This window comes from Pseudarthrobacter sp. NIBRBAC000502771 (genome assembly GCF_006517215.1).
GTDB lineage: Bacteria > Actinomycetota > Actinomycetes > Actinomycetales > Micrococcaceae > Arthrobacter > Arthrobacter niigatensis.
Map to the genome: position 1 here is coordinate 1,900,453 of NZ_CP041187.1, position 16,846 is coordinate 1,917,298.

Here is a 16,846-nt window from a genome sequence, read left to right on the forward strand (position 1 = left end):
GCGCGGTCGGCGTCAACTGCACGGCGCGAACGGCGATACCGTTAAGCCATGGCTACCCCCCGCGTCGTCCTGGTCACCAAAGCTGAGTGCCACCTCTGCGAAGAGGCGCGCGACGCCGTCGGCCGGGTCACTTCCGCGTTGGGCCTTGAATGGCGCGAAGAGCTGGTGGACAACCAGCCCGAACTGCGCGAGCGCTACGCAGAAGAGATTCCCGTGGTCCTGGTGGACGGGGTGCAGCGCGACTTTTGGAAAATCGACGAAGCCCGGCTGGAACGCGTCCTGCGGCGCGCCATGGCCAAGTAGGGGGATGCGAATGACGTCCTTGGATTCAACCCCCCAGCCTGTGCCGGACGTGCCGGATGCCGCGGGCTCACCGGCCAAGCAGATTCCTCCCGCCGCCGTGGCCCGGTTGACGCTATACCTGCGTGCCCTGAATACGCTGCTGGCCGAGGGGGTTGAGCGTGTTTCGTCGGAATCGCTCGCGGAAGCCTCCGGCGTCAGTTCCTCCACGCTGCGCAAGGACCTGTCCCATGTGGGGTCCTACGGGACCAGGGGAGTGGGCTATGAGGTGCAGTACCTGAGCCGCCACATCGCTGCGGCCCTGGGGCTGACCCATGACTGGAAAGTGGCCATCGTCGGAGCCGGAAACCTGGGCAAAGCACTGGCGCGCTACGGCGGCTTCGAATCGCGGGGCTTCGACGTGGTGGCCATTTTCGACGCGGACCAGATGGTGGTGGGCAACGAGGTGGGATGGCTGCGGGTCAGCGACGTGGCAGACCTCGAGACCGTCCTCCACCGCACCGGGGCCAACATGGTGGTGCTGGCACTTCCCGCCGCGGTGGCCCAGGGCATCTGCGACCGGGTGGTGGCGGCCGGTGTGCACAGCGTGCTCAGCTTCGCTCCCGTCATGCTGCAGGTCCCTGAAGGAGTGAACCTCCGCAAAGTGGACATGGCCACCGAGCTCCAGATCCTGGCCTATCACGCCCAACGGGCGCAGGCGCCGGGACAGCCGGCCTGAGCCCAGGTTTAAAAGCGGTGGCCCGGGATGCTGGACATCCCGGGCCACCGCTGCGTTCTGCCGTAGGCGTTACCGCCCGTAAGGGTTGCCGAAGCCGCCGGAATAGGGGTTGGCGAACGGCTGCTGTTTCCGGAAGTACGGGGCAGCGGCCGGGAGGTAGAGCAGGACAATGGCGGCGATGCCCAGGACCGTCCCGAGCGTTCCGAAGGTGGGGACCCCGAACAGGCCCAAAACGGAGAGCGCTGCAAACACGGTTCCGAGGATGCGTGCCCAGTTTTTGCCCTTGCGGACAAAGAATGCCACCAGCAGGTAGAGCGCGACGCCGATGATCGCGAAGACCACCAGCGTGCCGGCGATGACGCTCTTGATGTCGTCATACGTAACGGCCGCTCCGCTGGCTTTCACCTGCTGCTCAAAAGCCTGACGGAACTGTGGGTCATCGAGCTGGGTGAGGCCGGCGAGCACGGAAACGACAAAGATCACCGCGGACGCGATCAGCAGCCAGAACGAGATGTTCACCAGTTGCGGGATGCCGTTGCTTCCCGCCGGCTGGGGCTGCTCCGAGGGGTATTGGCCGTACGGGGACTGGCCATAGGGCGACTGCCCGTACTGGGGAGCATTCTGGCCATATGGGGAACCGTACTGCGGCGCATTCTGGCCGTACTGCGGTGCTGCCGGGGGCTGCGAGCCGTATTGGGGCTGGTTCTGGCCGTACTGCGGTGCGTTCTGGCCGTACTGGGGCGCGTTTTGGCCGTAGCGCGGCTGCTCGGGTCCGGGCTGCTGGCTGCCGGACTGGTCATTGCCGGAATAGGGGTCTTGGGGCGCGGGAGGCGGGACGGGAGGAGTACTCATGGGCGTTCCTTCTGCAGGTCGGGATCCAGGTGGGCTGCCGGGATTCGGTCCTCAGCCTTCCCCCCAGCATGGCTTAGCTCCACCGTACCCCCGGCGGCGGAGATGTGGGTGATGCGGGCGGTATTCACGCACAGAACTGTGACCTGGAACGGCGCCTTTAAACAGCGCACCCCGGCGCCGGGCCGGGAAAGGCCTGGTGCCGGGGTGCGCCGGATGGGGAAGTTATGCTGCGGGGGCGATGAAGGCAAGTTCCAGGTTGATGGCAACCTTGTCGCTGACCAGGACGCCGCCGGCTTCGAGGACGGCGTTCCAGGTCAGGCCGAAGTCCTTGCGGCTGATGGTGGTCTCGGCGGTCAGGCCGGCGCGGGTGTTGCCGAACGGATCGACGGCCACGCCGTGGAGCTCGGTCTCGAGGGCCACGGGGCGGGTGACACCCTTGATGGTGAGGTCGCCCTGGAGCTCGTAGGCGTCGCCCTTGGGGACGATCGCGTTGGAAACGAAGGAGATCTCCGGAAACTTCTCGACGTCGAAGAAGTCTTCGCCGCGGACGTGGCCGTCGCGGTTGGCGTCGCCGGAGTCGAAGCTGGCGGTCTTGATGGTGGCGTTGACCTTGGAGTCGGCCACGTTCTCGGCGAGGCTCAGGGTGGCCTCGGCTTCCTTGAACTGGCCGCGGACCTTGCTGATGCCGGCGTGCCGGACGGTGAAGCCGATCTCGCTGTGGGAGTTGTCCAGGGTCCAGGTGCCGGTGGTGACGTCTGCGGGAAGTGCCATGATGTTGCTCCTTGGTGTGAATGCCTGCTGTGGTCCTGCGGTTGAATCTTCATCGGTTGAAGCCTCAACTATCTTGCTGCATCCAGTATAAACATGCGTTTGCATGTTTTGTTCCCGCTTTCGGAACATTTCTTCAGAAACTTAAGTTCTACTCTTTGTAGAAAGCGCGTCCCGGAGATTTCGGATCGCACGCCATCTTTGAGAAACTGGTAAACATGCCCCAAGCCACTGTCCATCTGCTCCGCCACGGCGAGGTCCACAATCCCGACGGCGTTCTCTATGGACGGCTCCCGGAATTCCACCTCTCCGAGCTGGGGCAGGAGATGGCCCGGACCCTGGCCGAGCACTTCCGGCAGCGCGCCGAGCGCGGCGCCCGGATTACCTACCTGGCCGCCTCACCGCTTGACCGTGCGCAGGAAACCGCGCGGCCGACGTCGGAAGCGCTGCGCCTGCAGATCCACACCGACCAGCGCATCATAGAAGCGGAAAACTACTTTGAGGGCATGAAGGTCACCAAGGCTGAACTCCGCCGGCCAAAGCACTGGCCTCGCCTGGTCAACCCGTTGCGCCCGTCGTGGGGCGAACCGTACAAGGAGCAGGCGGCAAGAGTGGCGGCTGCGGTGCAGGACGCACGGCTGCGCGCCATCGAACTGGCCGGCGGCGACTTTGGTGCCGCTGGCCCCGAGGCCATCCTCGTCAGCCACCAGCTTCCAATCTGGGCGGCACGGCTGAGTGCGGAGGGCCGGCCGCTGTGGCACGACCCGCGCAAGCGCGAGTGCACCCTGACATCCCTTACGTCCCTGGTTTTCGACGACGACGGCTCGCTTTTGCGGGTCGAGTACAGCGAGCCTGCGGCGTCCCTTCTTCCCGGTGCCGCCAGCACCCCTGGAGCCTAGCAGTGAGCAACAACAACCTTCCCTCGCGCCGGAGCCTGCTCTCGGCAGGCGGCATGGCCCTGACCGCGCTGACCCTTGGCCTGTCCGGCTGCGCCCAGGAGGATGCCCTGGCCAAGCAGGCCAAGGCCGGTGACAACAAGAACTATGTTGCCGGCGACGGCTCCGTAACCGAGTTCGCCGCCGGGGACCGCAAGGAAGCCGTGCAGATCCAGGGAGCGCTTTTCAGCGGCGCCGCCGTGACCCCCGCAGACTTCCAGGGCAAGGTCAGCGTCCTGAACTTCTGGTTCGCCGCCTGCGCGCCGTGCCGCGTGGAGGCGCCGCTCCTGGAGGAGCTGCACCAGGAGTTCAAGGACCAGGGCGTGCAGTTCTTCGGCGTCAACCTCCGGGACGAGAAGCCCACGGCCGAAGCGTTCGAGAAGACCTTCAACCTGACCTACCCCAGCTTTGACGACAAGGACGGCAGCGTCCTGCTCTCCGTGTCGGGCCTGGTCCCGCCCGGCGCCGTACCCACCACGCTGGTGCTGGACAAGCAGGGCCGCGTGGCCTCCCGCGTCCTCGGGGAAATCGAGAAGGGCACCCTGAAAGCCCTCATCACCGCCGCCGTGGCGGAATAGGGACGGGCCGGGACCGTGAACAGCCCCTTCGCCGAAGCCATCCTCAGCGGCTCCCTCCTGCTCGCCATTCCGGTGGCCCTGCTGGCAGGACTGGTGTCCTTCCTTTCGCCGTGCGTCCTTCCCCTGGTTCCCGGATACCTGGGCTACGTGACCGGCCTGAGCGGCGTGGACCTGCAGAAGCAGAAACGCGGGCGGATGCTTGCGGGCATTGGATTGTTCGTCCTGGGCTTCTCCGTGATCTTCGTCCTGCTGGGCGGTGCATTCGGCCAGCTGGGCACGCTGATTACGGGCAGCCAAAATGCCTGGATCACCCAGCTCCTGGGCGTCCTGGTCATCATCATGGGGATCGTCTTCATGGGCGGTTTCAGCTGGCTGCAGCGTGACGCGAAGATCCACGCCAAGCCGCCCGCCGGGCTCTGGGGAGCGCCACTGCTGGGCCTGACCTTCGGCCTGGGCTGGGCCCCGTGCATCGGCCCCACCTACTCCGCCGTGCAGCTGCTCAGCCTCTCCGGCGGATCCTCTGCGGCCAAGGGTGCTTTCCTGGCCTTTGTCTACAGCCTGGGACTTGGCATCCCGTTCCTGCTGATCGCCGTGGCCCTGCGCCGGGGGATGGGCGTCATGGCGTTCTTCCGCAAGCACCGCGTGGCCATCCAGCGGACCGGCGGCGGGATCCTGGTGGTGCTCGGGATTTTGATGGCCACCGGGGTGTGGGGTGCCTGGGTGACCGGGCTGCAGTACTGGTTCCAAACCGACGTGAAGTTGCCGATCTGATGAGCGAGCGTGTGAACGTAAAGAAGAAGCAATCCGCCCCTGTAGCAGAGGCGAAAGCCCAGGCCGCCCTTCCGGCCCTGGGACCCAAGGGCATGCTGCGGTGGGCCTGGACCCAGCTGACCAGCATGCGCACCGCGCTGTTCCTGCTGCTGCTCCTGGCCGTCGCCGCGGTCCCGGGATCACTGTTCCCGCAACGCCCGGCAAACCCGGCGGTGGTAACCCAGTACATCAAGGACCACCCTGACTACGGCAAGCTGCTGGACTCCCTGCAGCTCTACGACGTCTACTCCTCGGCCTGGTTCTCGGCGATCTACCTGCTGCTCTTCATCTCCCTGATCGGCTGTGTGGTACCCCGCGCCATCGCCCACTACAAGGCCATGCGCTCCCAGCCGCCGCGGACCCCGCAGCGCCTCTCCCGGCTGCCCGAATACGGCACCCTGGTGATCCCCGCCGGTGCGGCCATCCCGTCGTCGGACGCCATCAACGGCGCGGCCCGGGTGCTGCGGAAACGCGGCTACCGGGTGGAGGTCAGGGATGCCGACGGCGCCCTTCCGTCCCTGGGTGCCGAACGCGGCTTCATGAAGGAAGTGGGCAACCTGGTCTTCCACACCTCGCTCATCGGCGTGCTGGTGTCCGTGGCAGCCGGCGGCCTGTTCGGGTACAGCGGCCAGCGCATCCTGGTCGAAGGCGACACGTTCGTGAACACCCTGGTGGGCTACGACCAGTTCAACCCGGGAACCAACTTCCAGCCCAGCCAGCTCCAGCCCTACTCGCTGCAGCTGGACAAGTTCAACATCACGTTCGACCGTGAATCCAAGGGCAAGTTCGGCCAGCCCATCGACTTTGCCGCCACGGTAACCACCAAGGAAAACCCGGACGCTCCGCCCAAGCGGGAGACCCTGAAGGTCAACGACCCCGTGAGCCTGGGAGGCACCAGCATCTACCTCACCGGCAACGGTTACGCCCCGGTGGTGACCATCCGGGACGGAGCGGGCAACGTGGCCATGCAGGGCCCGGTGGTCGCAAAGCTGCAGGGCGAGAACTACTACTCCTCCGTAGTGATCAAGGTCCCTGACGCGCAGCCGGACCAGCTGGGCTTCGTGGGCTTCTTCCTCCCCACCGCGTTCGTCACGGACAAGAATGTCTCCTTCAGCGCCGACCCCGAGCTGTTCAACCCGCAGCTGACCCTGAACTCGTACTACGGCGACCTGGGCCTGAACAAGGGTGCCCCGCAGAACGTCTTCGAACTGGATGTCAAGAACCTGACCCCGCTTAACGCCCGGAACCTGGCTGCCGGCGGCATTACGCTGGCACCGGGCTCCACCTACACGCTGCCCGACGGCAAGGGCAGCATCAGCTTCGACGGCGTCAAGCGGTACATCGGCGTGGACATCCACCACAATCCCGGGCAGCTGTACGCCCTTGTCTTCGCGCTGCTGGCCGTGGCAGGCCTGATCCTCTCGCTCTACGTCAACCGCCGGCGCGTCTGGGTACGCACCGGCACCGCCGCCGACGGCCGCACCATGGTGGAATACGGGCTCCTGGCCCGCGGTGAGGACCACCGCCTGGCCGGCGAGGCAGCAGCGCTGCGGAAACTCTTCACCGCAGAGTGGCAATTGCCTGACGAGGCGGTCCCTGGGGATGCCGCTTCCGCAGGCACCGCCCCGTCCCAGCAAACTCCCAGCCGGACAGGCGATAATGTCGCAGGCTCCGTCAGCACCCCAGCAGGCCCCACCGGGCCCAAAAAGGACCAGTAATGCCATTTGGAATCAACGAAACCATGGGCCAGTACAGCGAACTCTTCATGCTGCTGGCGGCGGGCACCTATACGGTGGCCTTCATCGCCTTCGCCTGGGACCTGGCCAAGAGCAGCAAGGCCCTGCGCGCCGTGGACCTCAAGGCCGCCCAGGCCGGGACCGCCGCCAGGGTTCCCGTGGGAGCCGGCGTTGCCACGGGATCTGCCGGGGGCCGCCTGAGCGGGCCGGCCGACCGTGCCGAGCGCCCGTCGTCGTCCACTGCCAAGGCCGGCGGCGCAGGAACGGATGGCATCGTGACGGCGGGCGGCGACATGAAGTATGCCGCGGAACGCCGCGTTCCGGCGCGGGTTGCCGTGGCCCTGACCACCCTCGCAGTCCTGATCCATGCCGCCGGCGTGGTCACCAGGGCGCTGGGAGCCGGGCGCGTGCCATGGGGCAACATGTACGAATTCCTCACCACCGGCGCCTTCCTGGTGGCGGCCGTATTCCTGCTCTCGCTCATCCGCCGCGACCTGCGCTTCCTGGGCACCTTCGTGGTGGGCCTGGTGATCATCATGATGGTGGCCGCCTCGGTGGCCTTCTGGACCCCCGTCGGCCACCTTGTTCCCGCCCTGCAGAGCTACTGGCTGGTCATCCACGTTTCCATCGCCGTGCTCTCCTCCGCGCTTTTCACCCTGACGTTCGCGATGTCGGCACTGCAGCTGGTCCAGTCCCACCGGCAGAAGACCGTTGCCGCCGGCGGGACCGACAAACTTGGTTTCATGCGCCTGGTGCCCTCGGCACTGAGCCTTGAGAACCTGTCCTACCGGATCAACGCCATCGCCTTCATTGGCTGGACCTTCACCCTCATGTTCGGTGCCATCTGGGCTGAAAAGGCCTGGGGCCGGTTCTGGGGCTGGGACACCAAAGAGGTGTGGACGTTCGTGATCTGGGTTGTCTACGCCGGATACCTGCACGCGCGTGCCACGCGTGGCTGGACCGGTACCCGCGCCGCCTGGCTCTCGATCGTGGGCTACTTCTGCGTGATCTTCAACTTCACCATCGTGAACACCTTGTTCAACGGGCTCCACTCCTACTCCGGCCTCTAGGAGGGCCTTCCCGGCCGGCAGCGACCGGGAAACCACGCACAACGCGGCACCTGCCCGCCAAATAACCATTCGATGTAGCAACAGGGCTGTCCCCGGGTCCCTCGGAATGCTACGTTGGTGACGTTCACTGTGATGAAGCTTGCATGTGGACGGCCAGCCTTCCGAGGTAACAATGAGCTACGCACTCGCCGTAGACGTCGGGACCAGTTTCACGGCAGCCGCCGTGGTTCGCTTTCACCAAGGTCCTTCCGCTGTGCCCGAGTGCCTGCCCCTGGGTGCGCGTGGAGCTTCCATCCCCTCCGTGGTCTACTTCCCGGAGGAAGGCACCGTCCTGGTGGGCGAGGCTGCGGAACGCCGCGGACTGGACTCGCCGGAACGCGTTGCCCGTGAATTCAAACGCCGCATCGGCGACGACGTGCCCATCATCCTTGGCACCCTGTCACTGCAGCCGGAGGACGTCTTCGCCACCGTCGCCCGTTGGGTTGCAGACCGGGCCGCAGAACGCGAGGGCGGTCCGGCGTCGGCCGTCTACCTGACCCACCCGGCCGCCTGGGGCAGCCACCGGCTGTCCGTGATCCGCGAGGCCCTCGCCGCCCACGGCGTGCAGAACGTGACCCTCCTCCCCGAACCCGAGGCCGCAGCACTGCACTACGCATCCCAGGTGCGCGTGGAGGAAGGCAGCACCATTGCCGTGTACGACCTCGGCGGGGGCACCTTCGACACCGCCGTCCTCAGGAAGGCCGGCAGCAGCCGCTTCGAACTGCTGGGCCGCCCCGAGGGCATTGAAGACCTCGGTGGCGCCGATTTCGACGCTGCGGTATTCAGCTACGTCGCCGCCCATACCGGCAATGCCCTGGCGGACCTTGATGCCACCGATCCCGCGGTCCTCGGCGCCCTGGCCCGGCTCCGGCGCGAATGCGTGGAAGCCAAGGAAGCCCTGTCTGCGGACAGCGAGGCAAGCATTCCGGTGCTCCTGCCGGGCGTGCAGCAGCAGGTCCGCCTGGTCCGTTCAGAGTTTGAGGCCCTGATCGAAGAGCCCGTGCGGGAAACGGTGGACGCGCTGGAACACTCCCTGGCCCAGCTCCACCTTGCGCCGGCGGACCTGTCGACGGTGCTGCTGATCGGCGGTTCATCGCGGATCCCGCTGGTGGCCCAGGTGGTCTCAGAGGAGCTGGACCGGCCCATAGCAGTGGACGCGGACCCCAAGTCCTCCATCTGCCTGGGGGCGGCCGTGGCGGCGCTTCTGGCCCATACCGCAGCAGCCCTGGAAGCGGCGCCACCGGCGGGAACTGAAGCCAAGCAAACCCTTGCGGCAGGGACTGATGCGCGCAGCGAAGGGGCGCCGGCCGTCGTCGTACCCCCGGCCGTGCCACCCGCCCCGACCGGACCGGCGATGCCCAGCTGGTCTCGCAAATATGCGACGGCGGGAGCCGGGCCTGGACAGGGCGCCGGCCGGCGTGAGTGGCACGGTGGAAGGGGCGCCCATGCCCCAAAACCCACCGTCCGCATCACTGCCGTCGCCGCGGCGGCTGCGCTCCTGACGGTCCTTACGGCCACTGCCGCGCAAAGTCCCGACGGCTTTGGAAGCCTGACCGCCATGTTCGTCCCGCAGGCCGGTGCAAGCACGGAGGGCGGCTCCACCGGCCAGGCAGCTCCGGGTGGAGGGGCAACACCAACGGTGGATGCGCCCCAGCCACTGGCAGGCATCGAAGCGAGTGTCCGGAAGCCAATCGGGCAGGTACCCGGACTTGACGTATCCGCCTCACCCGCCACGCGGCAGGCGTCCGGCGGAGAAGCGGCCGTGGGCGGAGCAAACCCGGGCGGCCCGGCAGCCGCCGGCGGGAATCCTCCTCCCGGAGCCGACGCGGGTGCAACAGGGACGGGCATCATCCCCGATTCAGCCACCGTGGGTCCGGCAATGCCGCCGGGCACCGCCGAGGCCGCCCCAACAGGCCCCGCCCCCGTTGACACGGCGTCGCCGGACCCTGCGACGCCCACACCCACGGACACCACCCAGCCAACAACGACGGACCCGGGCACGCCGTCGCCCAGCGGCACCGGCGACCCGTCGGGTTCCGGCACCCCTACCCCTGATCCCGGCACGTCGTCCCCCGGCACCGGGGAACCAACGCCGACCGTAGTGCCCACCACCCTGGCGGCTCCGGACCCGACAGGTGATCCCGTCGTTTCCCCCACGGCTGACCTGACGCCCACCCCGGCCGTTGCACCGTCACCCACTCCGGAGGACGCCACCGCCAGTCCCATTGAAACTGCCGTCGCAACGGCCTCGACCACCTCACCGGGGGCCTGACATGGATGGAAACCTGCAGCGGGCAGAGCGGCCCGTACCCCTCCACACCGCACCGGACCACCAGGGGCACCCACCCCATGTGGCGGAGCTGATGGCCAAACAGCTGAAAGGCGCGAACGCTGCCCTGCGGGAGCTGCTGCTGGCGCTTTCGGTTGGCTTCGCCCTGCCCGGCCCGCTGCCCGCGGACCTCCAGCACAAGTTCATGAGCGGCACCGTGGAGGACCTCGATTCCCTGGTGGACCGCGCCGAAGCCGCCGGACTGCTGACGCCGGACGGCACAGTGGTAGGGACCGCCCAGCACGCGCTGCTGAGTGCCGCGCCCACCGCCAAAGTCCACGCGCTCCAGCGCGAGCTGGTGACGGTTTTCGCGTCCGCGGGCCAACCACTTGGCAACCTGGCCCGCGAGTTGGCCAGGGGCGGCCTGGCGGATCCCCGGGTGGCTGCGGAACTGGAGCAGGCGGCGGACGCCATGCTCGAAACCGACCCCCGTCTTGCATCGCAACTCTATGAGGAAGCACTCCTGGCCGGCTCTGATCCGCTTGCCTTGGCAGCCCGGCGCGCCCAAGCCGCCGCTGGTGACGGGGAACTGGACGCAGCGGCCCGCATCATCGATGCCCTCCTGGTCAGCCCGGCTCCGCCGGACGTGCGCCGCGGCGCCGACGTCGCTGCTGCCGTGTGGGCTCAGCGCGGCATGCTGGCCCGGGGCGCGGACGTGTACAGCTGGCTGGGCCCGGGACGGGTGGGACCCTCCGCGCCACTCGCTGCCGTCGCCATGATCGGCGCCGGCGACCGGGCAGCGGCGGAGGCCTTCTTCCAGCCTGAAGCTCCCGCGGCCTCGCCAACGCTCCTCGCGGCCGCCCTCGTGCAGACCGGCCAGGGAATCCTCGCATCCCTGGGAGACAAACCGCACCAGGGCATCCCCATCCTGATCCACGCCTCGGACATGCTGAACTCTGCAGGCACAGCCCTTCCGCTGCCCGAAACGCCCGCCGCGCTGGCGGCCCTGCTGGCCCTGCACAGCGGGGAACCACACCTGGCCGAAACCGTCTGCCGGGCAGCCGCGGCAGCCGGGCAGGGCGGCCATACTGCCCAGCCCCGGCTCCTGCTGCTCCAGGCCTGGGCAGCCATGATGCAGGACAAACTGGAGGACGCCCGGCTGGCGGCCACGGAAGCGGCCAAAGCAAACCATTGGCCGCTGGTCCCGCGCGATGAGTTCATGAGCGCGGCCCTGGAAGTGGGCCTTGCCCGCAGGAACGGCGACGTCCCCGAGCTCATCAGGGCATGGGAACGGGCGCGCGAAGCCATGCTCCACACATCAGTGGACCTGTACAACCTGCTGCCGTGGGGGGAACTGCTCATCGCCGCCGCCAGGCTGCGTGAGACGCGCCGCGTGGCGCAGTACCTGGAGGACGCCTGGAAGCTGCTGGGGCGCTTGGGCGGCCCTGCTCTGTGGGCCGTTCCCCTGCACTGGTCCGCCGTGCAGGCTGCGCTCCTGAGCGAAAGCCCGGCCGATCTCGCCCCGCACGCAACAGCATTGGCACGGGCGTCTGCCCACAGCCAGCTCGCCGCCGTCCTCGCCACGGCAGGCAAGGCCTGGGTCTCCGTGCTGGCCGGCCGCTTCCGGACCGCGGAGGTGGAGGGCGCGGCAAGGCTGCTCGGTGCGGTGGGAATGCCATGGGAAGGTGCCCGGCTCGCCGGCCACGCCGCGGCCCGTGCCGAGGAGCGGCGCGACATGATGCGCCTGCTCTCGTGCGCCCGGGACCTTCATCCGCAGGGAAGTCCCGCCGGCGGAGCGTCTGGGGCAGCGGAAGTGCAGGCCGGCACCGGTGCCGACAACGGAGGCAAAGGGGCCCAGCCGGACGCGTCCGGTTTGAGCGAGCGCGAAAAGGAAGTGGCCAGGCTGGTGCTTGAAGGCAAGACGTACCGGGAGATCGGCGAGGCAATCTACATCTCACCCAGGACGGCGGAGCACCACATCGCCAGGATCCGGCGCCGGCTGGGGGCGGAAAACAGGTCAGACCTGCTGGCCCGCCTCCGCCTGTCCCTTGGCGTGGAGCATTCCCAGCAGTTGAATCCACAGCAGGAATAACCCTAATACCCCTACGCGCGGAGGTGCTGGCGCCCCGGAACGGCATTCGCGGGTAGGGGGGATGCGCCCGATGCCCTGTCCCCGGCGACGTATCTAGGTTGGAAACACTCGGATACGTTCACCGGATGATCCACAACTCAATGAAGATGTGAGGACCACGCATATGCCAACGCTCGCAAATGACCTTGTCCAGTTCCTCATGCAACTTTTTGGGGACCGGGAAGCGGTCCAGGCGTTCCTGGATGACCCGGAAAGGGCGCTTGAGGAACACGGGCTGGCCAACGTGTGCTCGGCCGACGTTGACGCCGCGATGCCAGTCGTCCTCGACTATGCGCCCATCACCCTCAATGCCCTCTCCTTCGTCCGGGGAAACGCCGGCAGCGTGTGGCACGGGTCCGCAGGTGCTCCCGCCACACACGCCGGAAACGCCCCGGCCATCCACGCCGGCGGGATGGCTGCCGGCTATGGCGGCGCCAACTACGACCACGATGACCACGCCCATGCGGTCCAGCAGCTCCAAAACGTGGTGAACCACTTCTCCTACACCACCCAGACCACCATGCTGGACGACCGGGATACCATTACGGACCAGTCCGTCAACCAGAACATCTGGGCGGATGGGGACGTGGAGCAGTGGTTCGACAACCACGCCGCGGTGGCTTCCGGCGACCGTGCCGTCGCCGCCGGTGACGACGCCGCTGTCCGGGACTCCAACAACGTCAGGGATTCCTACACCACCGACCATTCGACCGATAACTCCACGGACAACTCCGTCCATGCCGGCGGCGACGTCAGCATCGGCACCGACGAGACGGACATCTCCGGCTCCTTCAATACCGACCTCGACCTGGACGTGGACGATTCCTTTAACGACAGCTCGGACAATTCCTACCACCCGGACTATTCGGACCATTCCGTCAGTACCGACATGGACCTCGACGCCAGGGACTCGTTCAACGACAATTCCACGAACAGTCCCGTGGATGTGGACGATTCCTTCAACCAGGACAGTTCCATGGCCACGGCAGTGGAAGTCCACCCGGACGACGCCTTCCAGGACAACCCGGCCACGAGCATCGTGGAGGACAGCCTGGTGACCGCCGACAACCAACTCGATTTCACGGAGGACAGCTCCACGCACACTGATGTGGACCCGGACAACCATGCGACCATCGATGATGCAGTGGTTGACGACTCCACCGCGCTGTAACACGCTAGTTCCGTAAGGCGAACCGCCGCGCGGGCGGGCACTGGGCAGGGGGACACGCTGTGGCAGAGGCAGGACCGGCAAGGCCACCGGGGCCCATGACAGCCGGACAGCTGGTGAAGCTCCTGGAACAGGGGCTCCAGCTGGTGGGCGACGGGGACCGCGCTGACCTCCGCCGAAGGCTGGAGCAGGCAATGGCCCGGCTGCAGGACCCCAGCATCAGGGTCATTGTGGTGGGGGAGTTCAAACAGGGCAAGAGCAAGCTCATTAACGCCCTGGTCAACGCTCCGGTCTGCCCGGTGGACGACGACATCGCCACTTCCCTGCCCACCATCGTCCGCTACGGCGAACCGGCTTCGGCCGCCGTCCTGGTCCCCGCGACGGACACCCCTGCCGGGGACGCGCACGGCCTGGCCGCGGAGGACGGCGTGGAGCGCCGTCCCATCGAACTTTCCGACCTGCCGGCCCTTGTCTCCGAGCAGGGCAACCCGGGAAACAGCCGCAACCTCACGGCAGCCGAAGTCTGCCTGCCCCGCCGCATCCTGACCGGCGGCCTCACCATCATCGATTCCCCGGGCGTTGGCGGCATGGGCTCGGCCCACACCCTGACCACCCTCACCGCCCTGCCCACCGCGGACGCCATGCTGCTGGTCTCGGACGCATCCCAGGAGTACACGGAACCGGAGCTGCGGTTCCTGCGCCAGGCCATGCGCATTACCCCCAGCGTGGCCGCGGTCCTGTCCAAGACAGACCTCTACCCGGACTGGCGGCGCGTCGAGGAGCTGGACAGGGCCCACCTGGAGCAGGTGGCACCTGACATCCCGCTGTTCCCGTTGTCGGCCGACCTCCGCCTGGAGGCTTCACGGCTCCAGGACGCCGAGCTCAACAGTGAATCCGGTTTCCCGGACCTGGTGGCCCACTTGCGCAATGAGATCGTGGGAAAGGCCCAGCGCATCCAGCGGCGCTCCGTCAGCCAGGACCTGCTCTCCGTCACCGAGAACCTCCGTCTGTCCCTGCAGTCCGAGCTTGAGGCGCTGGAGAACCCCCGCGGCACCCCGCAGATGCTCGCAGCCCTGGAACAGGCCAAGGCGGAGGCGGACGAACTGCGGAAGCGCTCGGCAAGGTGGCAGCTGACGCTCAGCGATGGCATCAACGACCTCATCGCCGACATGGAATACGATCTCCGCGACCGCCTGCGCCGGATCCAGAGGGAAGCCGAGACGGCCATCGACCAGGGCGACCCGGGGCCGGTCTGGACGCAATTCTCCCAGTGGCTTGAGGAATGCGTTGCCGCAGCGGTTTCGGACACGTTCGTCTGGACCAGCGAGCGGTCCCAATGGCTGGCGGCGCAGGTGGCCGAACACTTTGCCGCCGACGAGGTGGCCTTGCCCGTCCTGCATGTCTCGGAGTCCGGGGACGCGCTGGACCCGGTGGACCAGATGCCGGCGCTGGACCCTGGCCGCGTGAACCCCATCCAAAAGGTCCTCATCGGTATGCGCGGGTCCTACGGAGGCGTCCTGATGTTTGGGCTGCTGACCGGCATTTTCGGGATGGCCCTGATCAATCCGCTCTCGGTGGGCGCCGGGCTGCTGCTGGGACGCAAGGCCTACCGGGAGGACAAGGAAACGCGGCTGAAGCGGCGGCAGGGGGAGGCCAAGGCGCTGGTCAGGCGGCAGCTGGACGATGTGACGTTCCAGGTGGGAAAGCAGTTGAAGGACAGGCTGCGCCTGGTGCAGCGCACCATCCGGGACCACTTCACCGAGATCGCCGACGAATACCACCGGTCCCTGTCGGATTCGGTGGCAGCAGCCCAGAAGGCAGCCAATTCCTACGCCCAGGAAAGGGAAGGCCGCATTCAGGACATCAAGGCTGAACTCAAAAAGGTGGATGCCCTGCACCGCGCCGCGGAAGCGGTGTCTGCCGAAGTTTCCGCTGCCGGTGCCCGTTCTGCGGCGGGGGTCGGATGACGGCGTCCACTACGGCCGGAACCGCAGGGCTGATCCGCGAGGCACTCGAGGTGTATGCGGATGACCCGCCCGCCATCCAGGCGCTGCAGGGCCATGCGCAGCGGTTGGCCGAGCCGTTGAGGATTGCCATTGCGGGAATGGTGAAGGCAGGAAAATCCACCCTGCTGAACGCCATCATCGGCGAGGAAATCGCGCCAACCGACACCGGCGAATGTACCCGGATTGTCACCTGGTACCGGTATGGCCACACACCGCGCATCACCTTGCACCCTGTTGTGGGCGAGCCCCGTCACCTTCCCCTGAAGCGCGCAGACGGCCGCTTGGTCTTCGTCCTCGACGGTGCGCGGGCGGACGAGGTGGAGCGCCTCGACGTCGAATGGCCCTCGCCGGCACTGCAGGCCATGACCCTGATCGACACCCCCGGGATCGCCTCCCTCTCCCAGGAGGTGTCCGCACGGTCGGTCAGGTTCCTCACTCCGGAGGATTCGGCGTCGGAAGCTGATGCCGTGGTCTACCTCCTGCGGCACCTGCACGCATCCGACATCCGGTTCCTGGAGTCCTTCCGCGACACAGCCGCCGGCCGCTCTGGCACCGTTAATGCGATTGCAGTTTTGTCGCGGGCGGACGAAGTGGGAGCCGGACGAATCGACTCGCTGCTGTCCGCCGGTGCCATCGCGGAACGGTACAGCCGGGACCCCAACCTCCGCAAGCTCGCGCTCGGCGTCGTCCCCGTGGCGGGGCTCCTGGCCCAAAGCGCCCGCACCCTGCGCCAGGCGGACTTCGAGGCCCTCCGGCTCCTTGCCACCGTTGATCGAACTGCCCGCGAGAGGATGATGCTTTCGGCCGACAGGTTCCGCCGCTCGGCGGAACCGCGGGAACTGACGGAAGAGGCCCGTGCGTCACTGCTGGAACGCTACGGACTCTTTGGCATCCGGCTGGCTGTGGTCCTGGTCCGCAACGGGTTTGGCGACCCGACCCCGCTGGCCCACGAACTGGCCAGGCGCAGCGGGCTGGACCCGTTGCTGGAGCTGCTGGACCGTCAGTTCCTGGCGAGGGCAGAGGCACTGAAGGCCAGGACGGCGCTGGCAGCGGTGGAAAGCCTGCTGGCCGGCCGGCCCCGGGCGGGGACCGAACGCCTGGCGGAGTCCCTGGAGCGGCTGCAGGCCAACGCGCACGAATTCCGCGAGCTGCGGTTGCTGGCCGCGCTGCGGACGTCGGGAGTGGAATTGGCCCCGGAGCTTGCGGCGGAAGCCGAACGGCTTATCGGGGGCCTGGGCGCCGAAGCATCCCAGCGGCTGGGCGTGGCGTCCGGCACGGGTCCGGAGGCGCTTGCCGCCGAGGCGCGCGGCGTGCTGGCCCGCTGGCGCAGGGTGTCCGAAAATCCCTTGACTGCGCGGTCTGCCGTGGAAGCCTGCAGGGTGGTGATCCGCAGCTGCGAGGGCGTCCTGGCGGATTGCACCGGCAGCGAAACCGGCACGGCCCGGCAGCCGCAGTCAGCCTAGGGG

At 67.5% G+C, this 16,846-nt stretch carries 15 protein-coding genes; 12 read left to right on the forward strand and 3 right to left on the reverse strand.

What is annotated here, in order from left to right:
- The first annotated feature begins 48 nt into the window (after positions 1-48).
- Together NIBR502771_RS08845 and NIBR502771_RS08850 are read left to right on the forward strand one after the other, a co-directional pair.
- Positions 49-303 carry a glutaredoxin family protein gene (locus NIBR502771_RS08845; protein ID WP_141159432.1) on the forward strand — a complete coding sequence of 85 codons (255 nt, stop codon included), beginning with the start codon at positions 49-51 and terminating at the stop codon, positions 301-303.
- 10 nt (positions 304-313) lie between these two features.
- Positions 314-1,018 carry a redox-sensing transcriptional repressor Rex gene (locus NIBR502771_RS08850; protein WP_141159433.1) on the forward strand — a complete coding sequence of 235 codons (705 nt, stop codon included), beginning with the start codon at positions 314-316 and terminating at the stop codon, positions 1,016-1,018.
- Between the two features lie 69 nt (positions 1,019-1,087).
- Here the strand turns inward: NIBR502771_RS08850 and NIBR502771_RS08855 are convergent, their stop codons facing one another.
- From NIBR502771_RS08855 to NIBR502771_RS08860, 3 genes are all read right to left on the reverse strand, one after another.
- Entirely contained in the window at positions 1,088-1,870 is a 783-nt protein-coding gene (locus NIBR502771_RS08855) for a hypothetical protein (RefSeq protein ID WP_141159434.1), read from the reverse strand.
- Entirely contained in the window at positions 1,867-1,998 is a 132-nt protein-coding gene (locus NIBR502771_RS21105) for a hypothetical protein (RefSeq protein ID WP_256371469.1), read from the reverse strand. The genes NIBR502771_RS08855 and NIBR502771_RS21105 overlap by 4 nt, the downstream gene beginning before the upstream one ends.
- 94 nt (positions 1,999-2,092) lie before the next feature.
- Positions 2,093-2,641, reverse strand: a complete 549-nt coding sequence (locus NIBR502771_RS08860) for a YceI family protein (RefSeq protein WP_141159435.1) — start codon at positions 2,639-2,641, stop codon at positions 2,093-2,095.
- A gap of 215 nt (positions 2,642-2,856) precedes the next feature.
- Here NIBR502771_RS08860 and NIBR502771_RS08865 point away from each other — a divergent pair, with 215 nt between their 5' ends.
- From NIBR502771_RS08865 to NIBR502771_RS08910, 10 genes are all read left to right on the forward strand, one after another.
- A complete protein-coding gene (locus NIBR502771_RS08865) occupies positions 2,857-3,537 on the forward strand; it encodes a histidine phosphatase family protein (RefSeq protein ID WP_141159436.1) in 681 nt (226 codons plus the stop codon).
- 53 nt (positions 3,538-3,590) lie between these two features.
- Entirely contained in the window at positions 3,591-4,151 is a 561-nt protein-coding gene (locus NIBR502771_RS08870) for a TlpA disulfide reductase family protein (RefSeq protein WP_210411397.1), read from the forward strand.
- Between the two features lie 15 nt (positions 4,152-4,166).
- Positions 4,167-4,922: a cytochrome c biogenesis CcdA family protein gene (locus tag NIBR502771_RS08875; RefSeq protein WP_141159437.1), complete on the forward strand. Its 756-nt coding sequence runs from the start codon at positions 4,167-4,169 to the stop codon at positions 4,920-4,922.
- Positions 4,922-6,679 carry a cytochrome c biogenesis protein ResB gene (locus NIBR502771_RS08880; RefSeq protein WP_141159438.1) on the forward strand — a complete coding sequence of 586 codons (1,758 nt, stop codon included), beginning with the start codon at positions 4,922-4,924 and terminating at the stop codon, positions 6,677-6,679. Before NIBR502771_RS08875 ends, NIBR502771_RS08880 begins: the two co-directional genes overlap by 1 nt.
- The gene (gene ccsB / locus NIBR502771_RS08885; RefSeq protein ID WP_141159439.1) at positions 6,679-7,767 is read left to right on the forward strand and encodes a c-type cytochrome biogenesis protein CcsB; all 1,089 of its coding nucleotides are present in this window, start codon (positions 6,679-6,681) and stop codon (positions 7,765-7,767) included. The genes NIBR502771_RS08880 and ccsB overlap by 1 nt, the downstream gene beginning before the upstream one ends.
- A 172-nt stretch (positions 7,768-7,939) precedes the next feature.
- Positions 7,940-10,078 (forward strand): Hsp70 family protein, encoded by a 2,139-nt coding sequence (locus tag NIBR502771_RS08890; RefSeq protein WP_141159440.1) that lies wholly within the window; start codon positions 7,940-7,942, stop codon positions 10,076-10,078.
- Between the two features lies 1 nt (position 10,079).
- Positions 10,080-12,167 (forward strand): LuxR C-terminal-related transcriptional regulator, encoded by a 2,088-nt coding sequence (locus NIBR502771_RS08895; protein WP_141159441.1) that lies wholly within the window; start codon positions 10,080-10,082, stop codon positions 12,165-12,167.
- Between the two features lie 163 nt (positions 12,168-12,330).
- Positions 12,331-13,377, forward strand: a complete 1,047-nt coding sequence (locus tag NIBR502771_RS08900; protein ID WP_141159442.1) for an IniB N-terminal domain-containing protein — start codon at positions 12,331-12,333, stop codon at positions 13,375-13,377.
- Between the two features lie 95 nt (positions 13,378-13,472).
- Complete coding sequence (locus NIBR502771_RS08905; protein ID WP_141159443.1) at positions 13,473-15,341, forward strand: dynamin family protein; 1,869 nt, start codon at positions 13,473-13,475, stop codon at positions 15,339-15,341.
- Positions 15,338-16,843 carry a dynamin family protein gene (locus NIBR502771_RS08910; RefSeq protein WP_141159444.1) on the forward strand — a complete coding sequence of 502 codons (1,506 nt, stop codon included), beginning with the start codon at positions 15,338-15,340 and terminating at the stop codon, positions 16,841-16,843. Before NIBR502771_RS08905 ends, NIBR502771_RS08910 begins: the two co-directional genes overlap by 4 nt.
- Positions 16,844-16,846 lie beyond the last annotated feature (3 nt).